The sequence below is a fragment of the Pseudomonas pharyngis genome, from assembly GCF_021602345.1.
GTDB classification, from domain to species: domain Bacteria; phylum Pseudomonadota; class Gammaproteobacteria; order Pseudomonadales; family Pseudomonadaceae; genus Aquipseudomonas; species Aquipseudomonas pharyngis.
The window spans coordinates 724884-743794 of record NZ_BQID01000001.1 but is presented as its reverse complement, the minus strand read 5'-3'; the positions used below and the strand labels follow the sequence as shown (position 1 = coordinate 743794).

At 61.8% G+C, this 18911-nt stretch carries 17 protein-coding genes; 10 read left to right on the top strand and 7 right to left on the bottom strand.

Annotated features, from left to right (window positions below; translation table 11 throughout):
• Positions 1-191: 191 nt before the first annotated feature.
• The 5 genes from L6D74_RS03380 (at position 192) to L6D74_RS03360 (ending at position 6383) form a co-directional block, all read left to right on the top strand.
• Positions 192-833: a thiol:disulfide interchange protein DsbA/DsbL gene (locus L6D74_RS03380; protein ID WP_064592477.1), complete on the top strand. Its 642-nt coding sequence runs from the start codon at positions 192-194 to the stop codon at positions 831-833.
• Positions 834-847: 14 nt separating this feature from the next.
• Positions 848-1726: an endonuclease/exonuclease/phosphatase family protein gene (locus L6D74_RS03375; protein WP_007954044.1), complete on the top strand. Its 879-nt coding sequence runs from the start codon at positions 848-850 to the stop codon at positions 1724-1726.
• Positions 1723-3813, top strand: a complete 2091-nt coding sequence (locus L6D74_RS03370; RefSeq protein WP_236187666.1) for a GGDEF domain-containing protein — start codon at positions 1723-1725, stop codon at positions 3811-3813. Before L6D74_RS03375 ends, L6D74_RS03370 begins: the two co-directional genes overlap by 4 nt.
• A gap of 101 nt (positions 3814-3914) precedes the next feature.
• Complete coding sequence (locus L6D74_RS03365; protein ID WP_039764871.1) at positions 3915-4694, top strand: N-acetylmuramoyl-L-alanine amidase; 780 nt, start codon at positions 3915-3917, stop codon at positions 4692-4694.
• A 75-nt stretch (positions 4695-4769) separates the two neighbouring features.
• Positions 4770-6383 carry an EAL domain-containing protein gene (locus L6D74_RS03360; protein ID WP_170928281.1) on the top strand — a complete coding sequence of 538 codons (1614 nt, stop codon included), beginning with the start codon at positions 4770-4772 and terminating at the stop codon, positions 6381-6383.
• Here L6D74_RS03360 and L6D74_RS03355 read toward each other — a convergent pair.
• Together L6D74_RS03355 and algB are read right to left on the bottom strand one after the other, a co-directional pair.
• Positions 6380-8170 carry a KinB sensor domain-containing domain gene (locus L6D74_RS03355; protein ID WP_236187665.1) on the bottom strand — a complete coding sequence of 597 codons (1791 nt, stop codon included), beginning with the start codon at positions 8168-8170 and terminating at the stop codon, positions 6380-6382. The two genes, L6D74_RS03360 and L6D74_RS03355, sit on opposite strands and share 4 nt — an antisense overlap.
• A gap of 10 nt (positions 8171-8180) precedes the next feature.
• On the bottom strand, positions 8181-9527 hold the full coding sequence (algB, locus tag L6D74_RS03350; protein WP_007954049.1) for a sigma-54-dependent response regulator transcription factor AlgB: 1347 nt from the start codon (positions 9525-9527) through the stop codon (positions 8181-8183).
• 427 nt (positions 9528-9954) lie between these two features.
• On the opposite strand from algB, the gene L6D74_RS03345 reads away from it, so the two are divergent.
• The 5 genes from L6D74_RS03345 (at position 9955) to L6D74_RS03325 (ending at position 14299) form a co-directional block, all read left to right on the top strand.
• Positions 9955-10239, top strand: coding sequence for a hypothetical protein (locus tag L6D74_RS03345; protein ID WP_236187664.1), 285 nt, complete (start codon positions 9955-9957; stop codon positions 10237-10239).
• A gap of 67 nt (positions 10240-10306) precedes the next feature.
• Positions 10307-10471, top strand: a complete 165-nt coding sequence (locus L6D74_RS03340; RefSeq protein ID WP_003177151.1) for a DUF1328 domain-containing protein — start codon at positions 10307-10309, stop codon at positions 10469-10471.
• A 2-nt stretch (positions 10472-10473) separates the two neighbouring features.
• The gene (locus L6D74_RS03335; RefSeq protein ID WP_039764879.1) at positions 10474-10938 is read left to right on the top strand and encodes an inhibitor of vertebrate lysozyme family protein; all 465 of its coding nucleotides are present in this window, start codon (positions 10474-10476) and stop codon (positions 10936-10938) included.
• Positions 10939-11635: 697 nt separating this feature from the next.
• A complete protein-coding gene (gltP, locus tag L6D74_RS03330; protein WP_064592462.1) occupies positions 11636-12967 on the top strand; it encodes a glutamate/aspartate:proton symporter GltP in 1332 nt (443 codons plus the stop codon).
• A gap of 102 nt (positions 12968-13069) precedes the next feature.
• On the top strand, positions 13070-14299 hold the full coding sequence (locus L6D74_RS03325; RefSeq protein ID WP_007954056.1) for a nucleoside recognition domain-containing protein: 1230 nt from the start codon (positions 13070-13072) through the stop codon (positions 14297-14299).
• Positions 14300-14302: 3 nt separating this feature from the next.
• Here L6D74_RS03325 and L6D74_RS03320 read toward each other — a convergent pair whose 3' ends face one another.
• Genes L6D74_RS03320 through L6D74_RS03300 form a run of 5 tightly spaced genes read right to left on the bottom strand, consistent with a single transcriptional unit; the run spans position 14303 to position 18898 of the window.
• A complete protein-coding gene (locus tag L6D74_RS03320; RefSeq protein ID WP_064592458.1) occupies positions 14303-14929 on the bottom strand; it encodes an ABC-type transport auxiliary lipoprotein family protein in 627 nt (208 codons plus the stop codon).
• Complete coding sequence (locus L6D74_RS03315; protein ID WP_039764886.1) at positions 14926-15864, bottom strand: MlaD family protein; 939 nt, start codon at positions 15862-15864, stop codon at positions 14926-14928. The genes L6D74_RS03320 and L6D74_RS03315 overlap by 4 nt, the downstream gene beginning before the upstream one ends.
• A gap of 1 nt (position 15865) precedes the next feature.
• On the bottom strand, positions 15866-16669 hold the full coding sequence (locus L6D74_RS03310) for an ABC transporter ATP-binding protein (RefSeq protein WP_064592457.1): 804 nt from the start codon (positions 16667-16669) through the stop codon (positions 15866-15868).
• Positions 16666-17814, bottom strand: a complete 1149-nt coding sequence (locus tag L6D74_RS03305; protein WP_064592455.1) for an ABC transporter permease — start codon at positions 17812-17814, stop codon at positions 16666-16668. Before L6D74_RS03305 ends, L6D74_RS03310 begins: the two co-directional genes overlap by 4 nt.
• 55 nt (positions 17815-17869) lie before the next feature.
• The gene (locus L6D74_RS03300) at positions 17870-18898 is read right to left on the bottom strand and encodes a DUF5924 family protein (RefSeq protein WP_039764894.1); all 1029 of its coding nucleotides are present in this window, start codon (positions 18896-18898) and stop codon (positions 17870-17872) included.
• Between the last annotated feature and the right edge of the window lie 13 nt (positions 18899-18911).

Here is an 18911-nt window from a genome sequence, read left to right as displayed (position 1 = left end):
TTCGAGCGTTACGTGCGATGGCCAACGCCTGCCACGTTAACGCTCGATTAATCCGTCGCAGCAAGTATAAAAAGGGTGGCTTTGGCCGCCCTTTTTTGTGGCCGCTGCCGTTACACTACAGAACTCATGCCCGCCAGGATCTGTCTGAAAACAGGTCGCGCGAGGCGACCAAAATTGTCCAGGAGTAAAGCATGCGTAATCTGATCATCAGCGCCGCCCTCGTCGCTGCCAGCCTGTTCGGCGTGACCGCCCAGGCCGCCGAAGCCCCTGCTGCCCCTTACGTCGAACTGAGCAACCCGGTGCCGGTCGCCGTGCCTGGCAAGATCGAAGTGGTCGAGCTGTTCTGGTATGGCTGCCCGCATTGCTACGCGTTCGAGCCGGTGATCAATCCATGGGTTGAAAAACTGCCGTCCGACGTCAACTTCGTGCGCATTCCTGCGATGTTCGGTGGCCCGTGGGACGCTCACGGTCAGATGTTCCTGACCCTGGAAGCCATGGGCGTCGAGCACAATGTGCACGCTGCCGTGTTCAACGCGATCCAGAAAGAACACAAGAAGCTGACCGACAAGAACGACATGGCCGACTTCCTCGCCACTCAAGGCGTGGACAAGGACAAGTTCCTGGCGACCTTCGATTCGTTCGCCATCAAAGGGCAGATCGTGAAAGCCCGCGAACTGGCCAAGAAGTATGAAATCTCCGGCGTTCCAACCATGATCGTCAACGGTAAGTATCGCTTCGACATCGGCTCCGCCGGCGGCGCCGAACAGGCGCTGAAACTGGCTGACCAACTGGTAGCCAAAGAGCGAGCGACCACCAAGGCAGCCGCCAACTAAGCGCGGCAATCGCCATGCGCCGCTGGGGAACCGAACGCGTCGTTGGCCTGCATGATCCGCAGGTCAACGAGCATCACCTGGAATCGACGGGCCTGCCCGCAGACAGCCGTCTGCGCTTGCTCAGCTTTAATATTCAGGTCGGCATCAGCACCGAGCGCTATCGGCACTACCTGACCCGCAGCTGGCAGCATCTGCTGCCGCACCCCGGGCGTTCCACCAATCTGCAAAAGATCGGCAATCTGCTCGGCGACTTCGATCTGGTCGCCCTGCAGGAAGCCGATGGCGGCAGCTTGCGTTCAGGCTACGTCAATCAGGTCGAACACCTGGCCCAGCTCGGCGCCTTCCCCTACTGGTATCAACAACTCAATCGCAACCTTGGCCGACTGGCCCAGCACAGCAATGGCGTGCTCAGTCGCCTGCGGCCGTGGGCGATTGAAGACCACCCGCTGCCGGGTCCAAAGGGACGCGGGGCGATTCTCGTGCGCTTCGGCGAGGGCCCGGAGGCACTGGTGGTGGTGATGATGCACCTGGCGCTCGGCGCCCGGGTGCGCAGCATGCAACTGGCTTACATCCGCGAGCTGATCGGCGGCTACAAGCATCAGGTGCTGATGGGCGACATGAACACCCACGCCAGCGATCTGTTGCAACACTCGCCTTTGCGCGACCTCGGCCTGCTGGCCCCGCAACTCGAAGCGACATTCCCCAGCTGGCGCCCGCAGCGCTGCCTGGATCATATTCTGCTCAGCCCGACCCTGACCCTGGAAAAAGTCGAAGTGCTGGCACAGCCGATTTCCGATCACCTGCCGGTCGCGGTAGAGATTCGTCTGCCGGGTTCGCTCACGGCCGATGCATTGCCCGCGTTGAGCACTGCCCTTCGCGGAACCCCTGAATGAGCGACGAAGCCCAGCGCTGGAAAGAGAAATACCTCAAAAGCATCGAACAACAGGAAAAGCTCGAACGTCGATGGGACGCCCGGCTCGACCTGCTGCGCCGCGGTTTGGTGCGCAGCACTCTGGCAGCGGAAGGCACCGACCGCGTGGTCGACCAGTGCATGAAAGAAATGCGCGACGTAGTGCGCACCGACGACATGGACGCCGGCCTCGCCGCCCTGCTGCCGCGCCTGGAAAAAGCCGTGCTCGATTCCGAGCAGCGCCGGGAAACCCGGATCGAACAGGTCAGCACCGCACTGACGGCGCTGGTCACCCAACTGCAATCTCTGCCCCTGCCTCGCGATGTGGCTCAGCCGCTGAAGAAATTCGCCAAGCAGCTGGATGGGCGGGTGAGTCAGGCCAGAGAGATGCCGCTGCTGCTCAGCGAACTCAGCGGCCTGCAGGGCAAGGCCTTGAGCCAGCTGGCAACGCCGGCGGAACCGGGACGCCCGGGCTTGTTGCAGCGCCTGTTCGGCAGTCGCGACAGCGAGGAAACGCCTGCTCCAGTGGCTCAAGCCGCTGCGGTCGCACCACCAGTGCAGCCACAGCAAGCGCCCGTCACACATGAAGCTGCGCCAGCGCCGGAAGCGCCAGTTACAAGCGCCGAACCGGTCGCCACTGCGAGCGTCAGCCAAGCGCCGATCGCCGCCCCCGTGGCCGAGCCCTTCATAGCGCCAGAGCCAATCCCCGAATATCTTGCGGAACCGGAGGTGGCGGCCTTTGAGCCTGCCAGAATTCTCACCGAAGCCGCCACCGCCCCCAGCGAACCAGAACCCGTCGAGCCAGAACCGGAGCCGCAGACCTTCACACCTCCTCCGGTTTTCGCGCCGGCAGTGTCAACAGCCATCAACCCCGACGAACTGATCCACCCCGGCGATACCCCGCCGCCCGTAATCCTCGACAGCCTGCCCCTGCCCGAGCCCATCGCCCAGGCATTGGCCGCCATCGATCCGGAACAATCCGAGCACGACATCCTCTACGCCCTGCCGGACTCGCCGGAGCCGTCGTACAGTTCGGTCGCCAAACACATCGAAGACACGCTGATCGGGCTGCTGGATGACCTGACCTTGCCGGAGCGCCATCGCCCGCAAGCCGAGGCCATGCGCGATCGATTGAAAAACGGCCTGAACTGGTACGAATTGCTGCCGATCCTCGACGATCTCGCGACCTTGATGCTGGCCATTACCGACAGTGGCCAGCACGAATTCGAAGCCTACCTGCAGCAACTCAACGAGCGCCTCGAAGCGTTCCAGAGCAACTTGCAGGCCGCCAGCGAAGGCCACGCCGACAACAGCTCTGCGGCGCGAGCGATGGACACGCAGATCCGCGAACAGGTCGACGGCCTGCAGAACAGCGTGCAGGAAGCGGCCGATCTGGATGATCTGAAGCAAGTGCTGGAAAACCACCTCGAAGGCCTGCTCGGCACCATGGATCAGCACCAGAAGCAGCGCGACGCCCGGGAACAGGAAGTGGCTGGACGCCTGAAAAGCCTGGCCGAGCGCGTCGCGCACATGGAGCAGGAAGCGCAGGGATATCGCGAACACCTTGAAGAGCAACGCCAGAAAGCCCTGATCGATCCGCTCACCGGCCTGCCCAACCGCGCCGCCTGGACCGAACGGCTCGAATATGAAATCACCCAATGGCAGCAGCACGGCAATACCTTGAGCCTGGCCATGCTCGACCTCGATCACTTCAAACGAATCAACGACAACTACGGGCATCTGGCCGGCGACAAGGTCTTGAAAATCATCGCCACGGTGCTGCGCAAGCGTTTGCGCGGCAGTGATTTCATCGCCCGTTTCGGCGGGGAAGAGTTTGTTCTTCTGCTCCCGGCCACCCCGCCGGCGGTCGGCGCCAAACTCCTGGAAACCCTGCGCGCCGCCATCGAAGCCTGCCCGTTTCACTTCAAGGGCGAGCGCGTCACGATCACGGTTTCCATGGGGCTGGCGGCGTTCCGGCCGGGAGAACACAGCGATCTGGTGCTCAAAAGAGCCGATCAGGCGCTTTACCGGGCAAAAAACGCAGGGCGTAACCGGGTAGAGGTGGGCTGAGGCAATTGTTCCATATTGTTTAAATCAGCCCTTTAAGCGTCGAAGCGCAAGGCGATACGTTACACTGTTGCATTATCGTCTTGCGTGTACTGCCCTCTGCCATGAAATTTTTCACCCTCCTCGCGTCGCTCCTCCTACTGGCCGGTTGTGCCAGCGGCCCGCGTTTTGACACCAGCCATCCTTCGGTCAATCACGACAGCCGTGTGCAGTTCGTGATCGTGCACTACACCTCCGCCTCGCTCGAACGCTCACTGCAATTGCTGACCCACGGCGAAGTCAGCAGCCATTACCTGATCGGCGATGACAAGAACGCCACCATCTATAAGCTGATGGACGAAAACCTGCGCGCATGGCACGCCGGCGAAAGCGAATGGCAAGGCCGTACCTGGCTCAACTCCAGTTCGATCGGCATTGAAATCGTCAATCCGGGCTTCAAGGACACACCGACCGGTCGCCTCTGGTATCCCTACAGCGAAGCCCAGGTGCAATCGTTGATCGTCCTGCTCAAGGACATCAGCAAACGCCAGGGCATCAGCCCGCGCCACATCATCGGCCACAGTGACATCGCCCCGTTGCGCAAGCTCGACCCGGGGCCGCTGTTCCCCTGGAAGCGGCTGGCGGCCGAGGGGCTGGGGCTCTGGCCCGACGAGCAAGCCGTGGCACGCCAGCAAGCGCAGTTCGACGCCGAGCTGCCGAGCATCACCTGGTTCCAGAGCCAACTGGCACGCCTGGGCTACTCGACGCCGCAAACCGGTGAGCTGGATGTAGCGACCCGCCATGTGCTCGCGGCCTTCCAGATGCACTACCGCCCTGCGCGCTTTGACGGCACGCCGGATGCGCAAACGGCAGCGTTGCTGCTGGTGCTGAATCAGACAAAATAATGACGCCCGCCCGACGGTCAGGGCGAAATCGCAATCAGCAGCTATAACTCATTGGTAATTCTTCGGATATCCATGATGGTTGCTACCCGAGAGACGCTGCGTAGCTGGTTTTATCGCCCCTGGTTTCTGGCGATGATCGCGGCTGTCCTCAGTGCGAGCCTGCTGATCACCGGCGGGCTGTTCGTGGCCGTTCGGCAGGTCGAGCAAAGCGAAAGCCAGGAAATGAACGCCCAGGGCGAGCGGTTCCTGGCACGTCTGGAGCAACTCTTCGGCCAGTTGCGCGAAAGCCTCGACGACCTCGAAGCCCAGCCCTTGCGCAGCTGCGACGACGAAATGATCGCCACGTTGCAGCAAGTGACGTTCAACTACCGCTTCGTCTATGAAGCCGCCTACATGGACGCCACGCGGATTTGCTCCAACCGTCCGCGCCAGGAAGGCCTGTCGGTGATCCGTCCTCCGGACATCAAGGGCCCGACCTACAGCTACTGGCTGAACACCACCACCGAACCCGATGAAAACCGCGCAGCGCTGATGCTCGGGCGCGGCAACTTTCGCGTAGCCACCTCGCGCGGACATCTCACCGACATGGTCGACCTGTTGCCCGGCAGCAGCCTGTTGGTAGTGCTGGATCACGGGACCCGGGCGATTCCGGTGCTCGGCGTTCCACAGGTCTGGCCGCCCACCGAGCCCTGGCCGCCGAAAACCCCGAACGCACTGCAAGTCACCCAGTCACACCTGATCTACCGCATGCCCACTGACAACCCGGAATACCAACTGGTGCTGATCAGCCCGCGCACGGGCATGCACATTCCGGAGCTCTGGTGGTGGATGGTGCCTTTCTGTCTGGTGCTCGGTGCGCTGGTGGGCGTTCTGGTGTTCTGGGTCGTGCGCCAGCGCCAGTCGCTCGACGCCGAGCTGCACGGCGCCATCCGCCGTGGCGAGTTGCAGGTGCTTTATCAGCCGATCTTCGATCTCGACAGCCGCAACTGCGTCGGTGCCGAAGCCCTGCTGCGCTGGCGCCGGCCGGACGGCACGCTGACCAGCCCCGACCTGTTCATCCCGATGGCCGAGAACACCGGACAGATTCGCCAGATGACCGACTTCGTCCTGCAACGCCTGCTCGAGCAGTTGGGTCAGTTGCTGCGGGCCAATCCGCAGCTGTACATCTCGGTGAATCTGGCCGCCTGCGACGTGATGGTGCCGCGCATCGGCCAGGTCATGGCGCGGCTGCTGACCCTGCATCGGGTGGCGGCGCGGCAGATTGCTTTCGAGGTGACCGAGCGCGGCCTGATCGATGTGGTGGTAGCCCGGGAAAACCTGCAGGCGCTGCGCGATGTCGGGCATCAGGTGCTGATCGACGATTTCGGCACCGGCTATTGCAGCCTGGCCTATTTGCAAACCCTGCCGGTGGATTGCCTGAAGATCGACAAGGCATTTATCGACGCCCTCGGCCATGACGCCGCCAGCAGCGGTGTCGCGCCACACATCATTCACATGGCCCAGGCGCTGGACCTGAAGGTGATTGCCGAAGGGATCGAATTCGAGTCACAAGCGGCGCTGCTGAGCAGCGAAGGGGTGAAGTTCGGTCAGGGCTGGTTGTTCGCCCACGCCTTGAGCGCGGTGCAGTTCATCGAACTGATTACCCGTGGACGGCGACTCGCCGGCCGCCGGATCGACGACGAAGCCTAAACCGCCAGCGCCATATAGAACTGCGTGCCCTGCCCCGGCCGCGAGTAAACGCCCATCCGCCCACCGTGCAACTGGACGATTTCCTTGCACAGCGCCAGACCCAGCCCGGCCCCACCCTTCTTGCGGCCCACCTGAACGAAAGGTTCGAAAATCCGCCCTTGCTGACCGTAGGCAATCCCTTCGCCGTTGTCTTCGACGCTGATGATCACCCGTTCGCCATGGCGACGGGCCTGCAAGCGGATCAGCCCGTCGCGCGCCGTGTGGCGCAAGGCGTTGTCGATCAGGTTGTCGAGGACTCGATCGAGCTGCGCCTGATCCGCCTGCAAGCGTGGCAGCGGGCTCTGCGCTTCGACGGTCAAGGTAACGCCCTTCTGCGCTGCCGAATCGGCGAAACGCAAACGCGCCTGTTCAAGCAGGTCCTCGATGGAACACGGCGCCAGTGTGAGTTTCTGCAAACCGCTCTGATAACGCGAAAAGTTGAGCAGATCGTTGATCAACTGCATCAGGCGCTGCATTTCTTCATTGACCGTGTCGAGCAGGTCGGACTCACGCGACTCCGGAGGAAACTTCGCCCGCTCGCGGAACAGTCCGAACGCCATGTGCATGCCCGTGACCGGTGTGCGCAATTCGTGGGAAGCACGCAACACGAACTCGCTGCGCACCCGTTCGAAGGCGCGCTGCTCGGTGACGTCGTGCAGGACCATCACGGCGCCGAGGATATGCCCCTGGGTATGGCTGACCGGCGTCAGGCTGTAGGTCAGCAGGCGCGTTTCGCCGTCGACCTCAATGCTCAAATCTTCCGGCGCCCGCTCAAGGTTGCCACCGCGCAACACCAGTTGCAGCTGTGCATCCAGCTCCGGTCGCTGAAGCGCCGTGCCGAGGCCTTCGCCGAAACGGTCGCTGTCCCAGCCCAGTTGTCGCTGGGCCACCGGGTTCAAGTGTTCCAGACGACCCTGACGGTCGATCATCAGCAAACCGTCATCGATGCTGTCGAGCACCGCTTGCAGGCGCTGCTGGCCGGCGAGCAATTCGTCGACATTGGTCGCCTGATGCTCGCGCAGGGCTTCGGCCATCAGCCCGAAGCGCCGGGTCAGCAGGTTGATTTCCATGGCCGAGGACACCGGCAGGGTCACCTCGAAATTGCCTTGGCCGATATTGTCCGCCGCTTTGGCCAGCGCTTCGATCGGCGCACCAAAACGCCGGGCAATGCCCTGGGCGGTCACGAAGCCAATGATCAGCACCGCCAGCCCCACCAGTCCCAACAGGCCAGCGATCAGCAACGCGCGGTCGCGGGCGGCATGTTGGACGGAATTGATGTTCTCCAGTGCGTGCTTGTGCTCGGTAATTAATCCGTTGCGCAGGGTGTTGAAGCGCTCACGCAAGTCGCCACCGCCGCTCAGGGCAGCAGCCGGGTCGCGGGAGATGTCGAACGCCTGGAGGAAGCTCAGGTAATCGATTTTGGCCTGACTGAATCCATACTGGCGATCGTCGTCTTTCTGCTCCTGGGCGATGCCCTCGTCGAGCAACTGGAAGTAATGCTGTTTGGACGCCTCGAACGCCACGGGGTCGGGCTTTTCGGCGAGCATCATGATCAGTTGATCGCCGAGGGTCTGGCGCAGCTTGAGCCCCAGATCGAGGGTGACGAAGTTGTTGCGGATCAGCGCCTCCTGAGTGCCGGCCATCTGCATCACACTGACCAGCCCGAGCATCAGCCCGAGCAAGGCCACGGTGATCAGCGCGGAAATGCTCAGGAACAAGCGAGTCCGCAACTTCATCGCCAGTTTCATCGGCGAATGCTCACAGGTTGTACTGCTTGCGCTTGCGATACAGCGTCGAAGCGTCGATCCCCAAGGTCTTGGCGGCCTGATCGAGAGTTCCGGCGGTCGCCAGTACCGCGCCGATGTGGGCTTTCTCCAACTCGTCGAGGCTCAACGCAGCGCCGACCCGTGGCGCGTTGTTGGCCGGTTGCTCCGCCATGCCGAGGTGGCTGATTTCCACACGTTCCTGCGGGCAGATGATGCTGGCCCGCTCGACCACGTTACGCAGCTCGCGGATGTTGCCCGGCCAGCGATAGCCCAGCAGTGCTTCGCGAGCTTCGTCACTGAAGCCCCGGGCCGGACGCGCGTATTCCTTCACGAAGCGGGCGAGGAACCGGTCGGCCAGGGTCAGGATGTCTTCGGCCCGCTCGCGCAGCGGCGGCAAATGCAGGGTGATGACGTTCAGACGGTAGAGCAGGTCTTCGCGGAAACGTCCGTCGCGCACCATGTCCTCAAGGTTCAGGTTGGTGGCGGCGAGAATACGCACATCGGCGCGACGGGTGACCGGATCCCCTACCCGCTCGTATTCTTTGTCTTGAATAAAGCGCAGCAACTTGGGTTGCAATGTCAGTGGAAAATCGCCGATCTCGTCGAGAAACAGCGTACCGCCATCGGCCTGATTGACTCGACCCAGCGTGCTTTCACTGGCCCCGGTGAACGCGCCGCGACTGTGACCGAACAGCTCGCTTTCCATCAGTTCGGCGGTCAGCGACGGGCAGTTGATGGTGACGCAGGATTTCTTCTCGCGCTTGCTCCAGCCGTGGATGGCTCGGGCCAGCTCACCTTTACCTGTGCCCGACTCACCAAGGATCAGGATGTTGGCATCGGTGCCCGCCACCTGCCGCGCCGTTTCCAGGACGACTTTCATCGCCGGGCTGTGGGAATCGAGGCCATCCTTGGGTTTGCGGATCTCGCCTTCGAGGGCTTCCAGACGCGCCGACAGCTGGCGCACTTCCAGTTGCTTGGCGGTCGCGAGGCGCAATTGATCCGGGCTGCAGGGTTTGACCAGATAATCGGCAGCCCCGGCCTGAATGGCGTCCACCGCGGTGTCGACGGCCGAATGGGCGGTGACGATCACCACCCGCATCCACGGCGCCTGAATGCGCATCTGCGCCAATACATCGAGGCCGTTGTCTTCGCCCAGACGCAAATCGAGGAAACACAAGTCGAACACCTGACGTTGCAGCAGCGCGTCAGCCTGGGCCGCGCTGTTGGCGGTGGCGACGGTATAACCTTCGTCTTCCAGGCAGTAACGGAAGGTTCGCAGGATGGCGGATTCATCGTCCACCAGCAGAATGCGGCCTTGGTGCTCAGTGGCTGATTCCATTTTTCCTACGCTCCATAAATGAATGTCTTGGGTTAGTCCCGGAAAAATCGGGCAAGTTGCATGGTTGATTCTGATCGATTCCAGTCATAGCAGGGTAGCTCTCTCCTGCCCTCACGGCTAATCCACTGATTTTGTTGATTTTTTAAACATCGCACAGTTTCAGGACGGTTTCCTGCCTCCTTTTCTGACATCCGCACCCTGCTCTCAATTCAAAAAGAATGATTTCTCCTACGAAATAATCGTGCATTACGCACGACGCCGCGAGGGTCATCGTGCAGGATGCGTCGTCAGTAACTTTTGCATCATCTATAACTAACTGATTTTATTAGATTTTTTTAAACAAAAAAGCTGGCATGCGGGCTGCAATACATCATTCAGCCCGGGCAGAAATGCACTGCCCCCACCGAACAAGAGTGAGGAACCCAGGATGACTCGCCAACGTGCCGCCCAAATGCGTATTTCGCCACTGCATCTGCAGCAGGCCCTGTTTGGCGCACTTGCGCTGCTGATCACTCTGATCGCCTGCCAGCAATATCTGCGCTGGGAGCAGAGCCAGCAGCCTGAGCCCCTGATTTCCATGCAACACGCGACGCAGACGCACTTCAGCGCCGTCAGCAGCAGCCAGGCCGACAACGACGCGATGCGCATGATGGACGTCGACCAGCCACAACCGCTGGGCGACATGCCCCGTGAAGAACGCTGGGTTTTCTGATTCACGAATCTGGGCGCCCCTGCGCCGAGACCGGCAACATCCCTAAATAGAAGCAAGGAGAATCACCATGTTGAGCTGGGCAATCACATTCCTGATCATTGCCATCATCGCCGCAGTACTGGGCTTCGGTGGTATCGCGGGCACCGCCACGGGTATCGCCAAGATTCTGTTTGTCGTGTTCCTGGTGATGTTCATCGCTTCCTTCTTCTTTGGCCGTCGCGGTCGAGGTTGAACATGAAGGGGTTAAAGACACTGGCAGCCGCCCTGCTCCTGGGCGGTAGTGCCATGGCAATCGCGGCCAATGACGGCCAGGCGCGGGTCAACGAACTGTTGAGTTCCGACCCGCAATACAGGGAAACCTGGGAAGGCGTGGTGAAGAAGGAAGAACGCCTGCCGGAATGGGTGATGAACCTGTCCGGCACGCCTGACCAGCAGATGAATGCCGTGACCGAAGATGGCGACAAGTATCTGGTCGGTCCGCTCTGCGAATCCGCAGACAAGTGCATGAACCATCGCTTGATCGTCGCGTTCAGTTTCGACAAGAAAGACGCTTACGCCATGCTTGTGGATGTGCCTGAAGGACTGCCGGCGGACAAGTCGCCAACGCGACATGCCACCTACCGCTTCCTCGGCAAACCCGATCAGGGCATGCAAAACCTTCTGATGGAAACGCTGAAGAAAGATCCGAACTGGTATTGAACACGAGGGCAGCCGAAAGGCTGTCCTCCATTGCGTCGGCCCGAGGAAGGCCGGTGCATGACCAGGGGGCCGGGACGTTCTGACTGTTGCAGGGTCGGAGTGACCTACGGGTACAGGGAGTGCCTGCGATGAGGGCCGGGTCAGGGTAAAAGCTGCGACGCAAGTTCGCCAACCGGAGTGGTTCGACGGACTTGCGCTGGGCTTTCAACGTGACAAAACGTTGATCCAGAGCGTTCTGCTCAACTTTTTTATCGCTCACACTGCATGCGAAAGCATTTCGCGGTGTTTCCTGGCGACCGTATATCGAGAAAGAGTCGATCGAATCAGTCGGACATTTAGTTTCCGAACGTAGGCTTTTTCCTAAATTTTTCGTCGAAATCACTCGTTCAAAAAATAACCAACCTACGCTGTAATGGCCGGTTCACGGCACTTATGCCTGCCGAAATGTCGTATTCGAACCGGTTGGGACGCCAGTTTCATAAAAAAAAGCTCATGCCGATTCGGCATAGGGTAGGCGTTTACGGCATTAGACGGCGCAACCTTGCATCGGAATAGTTGCGCCTTTTTTCGCCTGCCGGAGAGCCGTAAACACGCGCTTCGGGGCACCTTATACGGAGGCAGATGCACAGACTTTTCCGCTGATGAGCGTTCCAGTTCCTGCATGTGCCTGAGTCAAACGCAAGTAAGGGTAAAGATAATGAAGAAGGCAAAGCTTAGCCTCGCCTGGCAGATCCTCATCGGTCTGGTATTGGGGATTGCAATCGGCGCGTTGCTTAACCATTTCAGCGCCGAAAAGGCCTGGTGGATCAGCAACGTCCTGCAACCGGCAGGCGATATCTTTATCCGTCTGATCAAGATGATCGTGATCCCGATCGTCATCTCTTCCCTGATCGTCGGCATCGCCGGCGTGGGCGACGCCAAGAAACTCGGGCGCATCGGCCTGAAAACCATCATCTACTTCGAAATCGTCACCACCATCGCCATCGTCGTCGGCCTGCTGCTGGCCAACCTGTTCCATCCGGGTGCCGGCATCGACATGAGCACCCTGGGCACTGTGGACATCTCCAAGTACCAGGCGACCGCCGCCGAAGTGCAGCATGAACACGCGTTCATCGAGACCATCCTCAACCTGATCCCGTCGAACATCTTCGCGGCCATGGCTCGCGGCGAAATGCTGCCGATCATCTTCTTCTCCGTGCTGTTCGGTCTCGGTCTGTCGAGCCTGCAGTCGGACCTGCGCGAGCCGCTGGTGAAGATGTTCCAGGGCGTATCGGAAAGCATGTTCAAAGTCACCCACATGATCATGAACTACGCGCCAATCGGCGTGTTCGCCCTGATCGCGGTGACCGTGGCCAACTTCGGTTTCGCCTCGCTGCTGCCGCTGGCCAAGCTGGTGATCCTGGTTTACGTCGCCATCGCCTTCTTCGCCTTTGTGGTGTTGGGCCTGATCGCCAAGATGTTCGGTTTCTCGGTGATCAAGCTGATGCGCATCTTCAAGGATGAGTTGGTCCTGGCCTACTCCACCGCCTCCTCGGAAACCGTGCTGCCACGGGTGATCGAGAAGATGGAAGCCTACGGCGCACCAAAAGCCATCTGCAGTTTCGTAGTGCCGACCGGTTACTCGTTCAACCTCGACGGCTCGACCCTGTACCAGTCCATCGCGGCGATCTTCATCGCGCAGTTGTACGGCATCGACCTGTCGATCAGCCAGCAACTGCTGCTGGTCCTGACCCTGATGGTTACCTCCAAAGGCATCGCCGGCGTGCCGGGCGTGTCCTTCGTGGTGCTGCTGGCCACCCTGGGCAGCGTGGGTATTCCGCTGGAAGGCCTGGCCTTCATCGCCGGTGTCGACCGTGTGATGGACATGGCGCGTACCGCCCTGAACGTGATCGGCAACGCCCTCGCCGTACTGGTCATCGCTCGTTGGGAAGGCATGTACGACGACGCCAAGGGCCAGCGCTACTGGAACTCGCTGCCGCACTGGCGCAGCAAGGAAAAACTGCCGGCCGGTGACGTTTCCAACAACTGATCCCCGCCCGCAAGGCACCCTGACAAACCCCGGAGAAATCCGGGGTTTGTCGTTTCTGGCGACCCCGCTATCATTCGCCGCATCTTCCGGGGGATTTGACTGATGCTTAATGGCCTGTGGCTTGGCTTCTTCATCGTGGCAGCCGTTTCGGCGCTGGGGCAATGGCTGATCGGCGGCAACGCCGGGATCTTCGCGGCGATGGTGGAAAGCATTTTTGCCATGGCCAAGCTGTCGGTCGAAGTCATGGTGCTGCTGTTCGGCACGCTGACCCTGTGGCTGGGCTTCCTGCGCATCGCCGAGAAGGCCGGCATCGTTGAATGGCTGGCCAAAGCGCTGGGCCCGCTGTTCCTGCGACTGATGCCGGAAGTGCCGGCGGGTCACCCGGCCATCGGCCTGATCACCCTGAACTTCGCTGCCAACGGCCTGGGCCTGGATAACGCCGCCACGCCGATCGGCCTTAAAGCCATGAAGGCGCTGCAAGAGCTCAATCCCAGCTCGACCATCGCCAGCAACGCGCAAATCCTGTTCCTCGTACTGAATGCCTCGTCCCTGACCCTGCTGCCGGTGACGATCTTCATGTATCGCGCCCAGCAAGGCGCGCCGGACCCGACGCTGGTGTTCCTGCCGATCCTGCTGGCCACCAGTTGCTCGACCATCGTCGGCTTCCTGTCGGTGGCGTTCATGCAGCGCCTGCGCGTGTGGGACCCGGTGGTGCTGGCCTACCTGATTCCCGGCGCGCTGATCCTCGGCGGCTTCATGGCGTTGCTCGCGACAATGTCGGCCACTGCGCTGGCGGGCCTGTCGTCGATCCTCGGCAACCTGACGCTGTTCGGCCTGATCATGCTGTTCCTGGTGATCGGCGCCTTGCGCAAGGTGAAGGTCTACGAAGCGTTCGTCGAAGGTGCGAAGGAAGGTTTCGACGTCGCCAAGAACCTGCTGCCGTATCTGGTGGCGATGCTCTGCGCGATCGGCGTATTGCGCGCGTCCGGCGCACTGGACTTCGGCCTCGACGGCATCCGCCATCTGGTGGAGTGGGCAGGGTGGGACACGCGCTTCGTCGATGCGCTGCCGACCGCCATGGTCAAACCGTTCTCCGGCAGCGCCGCCCGGGCGATGCTGATCGAAACGATGAAGACCTCGGGCGTGGACAGCTTCCCGGCGCTGGTCGCCGCAACCATTCAGGGCAGCACCGAAACCACGTTCTACGTGCTGGCGGTGTACTTCGGCGCGGTGGGCATCCAGCGCGCCCGGCATGCCGTAGGTTGTGCGCTGCTGGCCGAGCTGGCGGGTGTTCTCGGCGCAATCGGCGTCTGCTACTGGTTCTTCGGTTAAGGCTCAAGGCCGGGCAGGTGGGGCAACTTTCTGCCCTTGCTCCACCGCCCACGCCACGACTTTCGCGGTGAGACGATCACTGGCCTGCCCGAATCCGGCCACCACCGCCGGAACCTTCACATCACTGAGCGGCTGACGTTCTTCGAAGCGGCGACTGGCGAGAATCCGCTGGTCGTAACCGCGCACCAGCAGCGCATCGACCCGCACCACCACGCTGGCCTGCGTGCCCTGATACTCGGTCTGAAACGCCTGCAGGCTGCCGCCCAGTTCCAGGTCCGCCTGGAAGTTGCTGTCGTCGGTGCTCAACAGCGATACCCGGCCATCGCGCTGGAATCCATCAAGCAACCGATTACGCATCAGCACCGGTGCCGGATCGCTCCAGCGCGAGGCCTTGTAGCTGCTGATCACATCTCCCTGAGGAATCACCGCAATGCTCGGCCGGTTCAGCGCTTCGCTGGCCTGCAGTTTGTTCAGGCGCAGCGACCAGTGCTGAGCAGCCGCCGAACCGGCCGAGGCGGGTGCCTGTGCCGCCGGCAGGCGATAGACATCCGACGGTTCGGACTTGGGCAGGATCGAGCACGCGCTGATCAGCGTGAAGCCGGCGAGGAGGGCGAGGCGAGTCAGCTTCATGGCGTGAACTCCTTGTTCTTGTCACTGCCCAGCAGGTAACCGCTGGGGTTGGCCTCCAGGCGTTGGGAAATGGCGCGCAGCGAATTCAGAGTCTCCCTCAGTTCGCGAATCGCCGGGGCCAGGCCGTTGAGGCCCTGCATGCCGCTGTCGAGGGAATTCTGATTCTTGCTGAGCAGGCCGTTGATGGTGACGCTGCTTTGCTCCAGGGATTTCATCGCCTGTTCGGCACTGCCGAGCGCCTGTTTGCCCTGATCGTTGAGCAGGCCGTTGGCGTTGCGCATCAGCGCGGACGTCTGTTCGAGCATGTTGCCGGCCTGTTTGCCGACCGTCGCCAGTTGCTGCATGGCCTGACGCAGGTCGCCGCGCTGATCGTTGATCGAACCGGTGGTCTGCTCCAGATGCTCAAGGGTCTTGCTCACGCGCTCGATGTTGTCGGCAGAGAACATCTGATTGGCATTACTGAGCAACGTCGTGACCCCGCTCATCAAATCGTTGCTGTCGCTGAGCAGCCGCGAGATGGGCGAGGGCGATGCGACGATGGTCGGCAGGTTGCCGTCATGGCCCTTGAGTTTCGGACTTTGCGGCGTGCCTCCGCTGAGCTGGATGATCGAGGTGCCGGTGATCCCGGCCAGAGCCAGTTTGGCTTCGGTGTCTTCCTTGACCGGCGTGTCGCCGGCCAGACGAATGCGTGCCAGCACCCGACGTGGGTCCTGCGGGTCGAGGCGCAGGCTGACCACGTCGCCGACCTTGATCCCGCTGTACTGCACCGGGCTGCCCCGGGACAGGCCGCTGACCGCCTCGTTGAACACGACTTCGTAATCCTTGAACTCGGTGTCGACACTGGACTTGGCCAGCCACAGACCGAAGAGCAGGGCGCCTGCCACCACAATCACCGTGAACAGGCCGATCAACACATGATGGGCTCGGGTTTCCATGTCAGACCTCGTTGAGCTGTTTGGCGGCGTCCAGCGCCGAGCGGCCGCGAGGGCCGTGGAAGTATTCGTGAATCCACGCGTCGTCGGTTTCCGAGACCACGTCGATGGGACCGGCCACCAGCACCTTCTTCTGCGCCAATACCGCGACGCGGTCGGTGATGGTGTAGAGCGTGTCGAGGTCGTGGGTCACCAGAAATACGCTCAGGCCCAGGGCATCGCGCAGGGTCAGGATCAATTGGTCGAACTGCGCCGCGCCAATCGGATCGAGGCCGGCGGTGGGTTCGTCGAGAAACAGGATGTCCGGGTCCAGCGCCAGCGCTCGGGCCAGTGCCGCGCGCTTGATCATGCCGCCGGACAGCGAAGCCGGGTACTTGTCCGCTGCCGACAGCGGAAGACCGGCCAGCGCCAGCTTCACCGCCGCCAGATGCTCGGCGTCGTCGCGGCTCAGACCGGCGTGTTCGATCAGGGGCAGGGCGACGTTCTCGGTGACGGTCAGCGACGAAAACAGCGCGCCTTTCTGGAACAACACACCAAAGCGCCGTTCGATCAGCGAGCGCTCATGCTCCGGCAGGCTCGGCAGGTTCTGGCCGAACACCTTGACCATGCCTTCACTGGGCTGGCGCAAGCCGACGATGCTGCGCAGCAACACCGATTTACCGCTGCCGGAACCGCCGACCACGGCCAGGATTTCGCCTTTGTACAAGTCGAGATCGAGGTTCTCGTGCACGCTCTGGCGGCCGAAGCGATTGCACAGGCCACGGACTTCGATCACCGCCTCAGAGGGCGCGCGGGGTAGACGACTCACCAGCCCATCTCCATGAAAAACAGCGCGGCAACCGCATCGAGCACGATCACCACGAAAATCGATTGCACCACGCTGGAGGTGGTGTGGGCGCCGACCGATTCGGCGCTGCCGCTGACCTTGAAGCCTTCCAGACAGCCGATGGCGGCGATCAGGAAAGCAAAGATCGGGGCTTTGACCAGACCCACCAGGAAATGTTGAATCCCTATGTCGCTTTGCAGCAGCGACAGGAACATCGCCGGCGAGATATCCAGCGACACCGCGCAAACCACCGCGCCGCCGACGATCCCGCAAATCATCGCGAGGAAGGTCAGCATTGGCAGCGCCACCAGCAGCGCCAGCACCCGCGGCACCACCAGCAATTCCATGGGGTCGAGGCCGAGGGTGCGAATCGCGTCGATTTCCTCGTTGGCCTTCATCGAGCCGATCTGCGCGGTGAAGGCACTGGCGGTGCGGCCGGCCATCAGGATCGCCGTGAGCAACACGCCGAACTCGCGCAGGAAGGCGAAGCCCACCAGATCCACGGTGAATACGCTGGCACCGAAACTGGCCAGCACCGTCGCCCCGAGGAACGCCACCACCGCGCCCACCAGAAAGGTCAGCAACGCGACGATGGGCGCGGCGTCGAGGCCGGTCTGTTCGATGTGGGCGATCATCGGCGTGATCCGCCAGCGCTTGGGCCGGAACAGGCTGCGGGCGATGGTTTCGAGAATCAGGCCGACGAAGCCGAGCAATTGCAGGGTGTCTCGCCAGACCGTGTCGACGGCCCGACCGATGCGCGTCAGCAGTTGCACGCTGACGCTGATTTCCGGTTCCTTGATCGGCACGCAGAAATCGGTCAGCGAGCGATACACGGTTTGCAGCAGGGCGCGGTCGGCGCTGGAAATCGTGCAATCGGGGTGTTCGGCGGACTTGCCCAGCCGCTCCGAGCCGAGCAGTTCCACCAGCAGCGACGCACCGGCGGTGTCGAGGGCGCCGAGGCCGTTGAGATCGATGGGCGTGTTGGCGTCGTACTGGCCGTGGAGCGTTTCGCTCAGTTGCTTGAGGTCGGCGTAATGGGCAAGCGTCCAGTCCCCGGTGACCCGCAGGCGGGCAGGGGTGATCGAGGTGTCCAGGCGGGCACTGCCGGTCATTGGGCTGCTGGTCATAAGCTCCGTGCTTGTTCGGCTATCGAGACGAACCTACGTAATAGCACGAACCCGGTTACTTTTCTTTGGTCGGTGTGCTGTCCGTGACCTCGAAGCGCAGCACGCCAATCACCTGACCGTCCTCGGTCAACACTCGCACCTGCCACTTGCCCGCCGGGTTGCCGGGGAAGTTCTGCTTGTGGGTCCAGGCTCGGTAGCCTTCCTTGCGCCCGCCGTGGATGTCGAGGGCGATGCGGTCGACCTCTTTGCCGTTGAACTGCCAGACGTGATAAATCCGCTCGTCGAGCCCGCGCGGCGCGTTGATCGCGGTGTAGGCGTAGAGCCCGCCGCCACGGATCTGCTCGGCGCTGACTTCCTTGAGGCTGGCCCCCGGAACCCGGTCCTGCACCTGGGTGCTGATCGCCACGTCAGTCATCCACAGCGTCGCTGGCGGCACCCATGAACGCAGGACCCAGCCCACGCCACCGATGCCGACCGTGATACACAGGATCGCCAAGGCATTGCGCACGGTGCGGATCGGGAAGATCGACGCCAGGCTCGGGAACGACAACACCACCGCAATCCCCAGCGCCCATTTGAAGCTTTGCGAGGTGGTCAGGTGCATGATCACCGGCAGCGCCGTAAGCAGGGCGGCGAACAGGGTCAGGGTGTGCAGCGCGAGGAACGCCCAGCGCCGTGGCGCCAGCCACTTGTAGTAGAGCGGGTCGACGATCGAGATCAGCGCCGCGATGCACAGCAGCCCGGTGAAAAACAGCTGGCCGCTGTTCCAGGTGGTGGTGATGAAGAAGAACGGCAGGACGAAAAACAGGCTTTCCTGGTGGATCATCTGCGTCGCGTAACGCAGCAGCGGCTGGGGGATTTCCCGTTTGAAGATTCGCGTGAACAGTTTGGTCAGGCTGTTTTCCAGCATCAGCCAGATCCAGCTCAGCAGCATGATCGTGGTGATCCAGCTCGCCAGCCCCTGTTGCCGGTCGACCAGAATGAAGCTGCCGACCCCGGAGATGAAACCGCCGAGCGCAATGACCCCGGGATAGCGCTTCATCAGTTCGAGAATGCGCTGGATCAGGAGGGTCAATTTAGACATTTGGGCGGTTCAC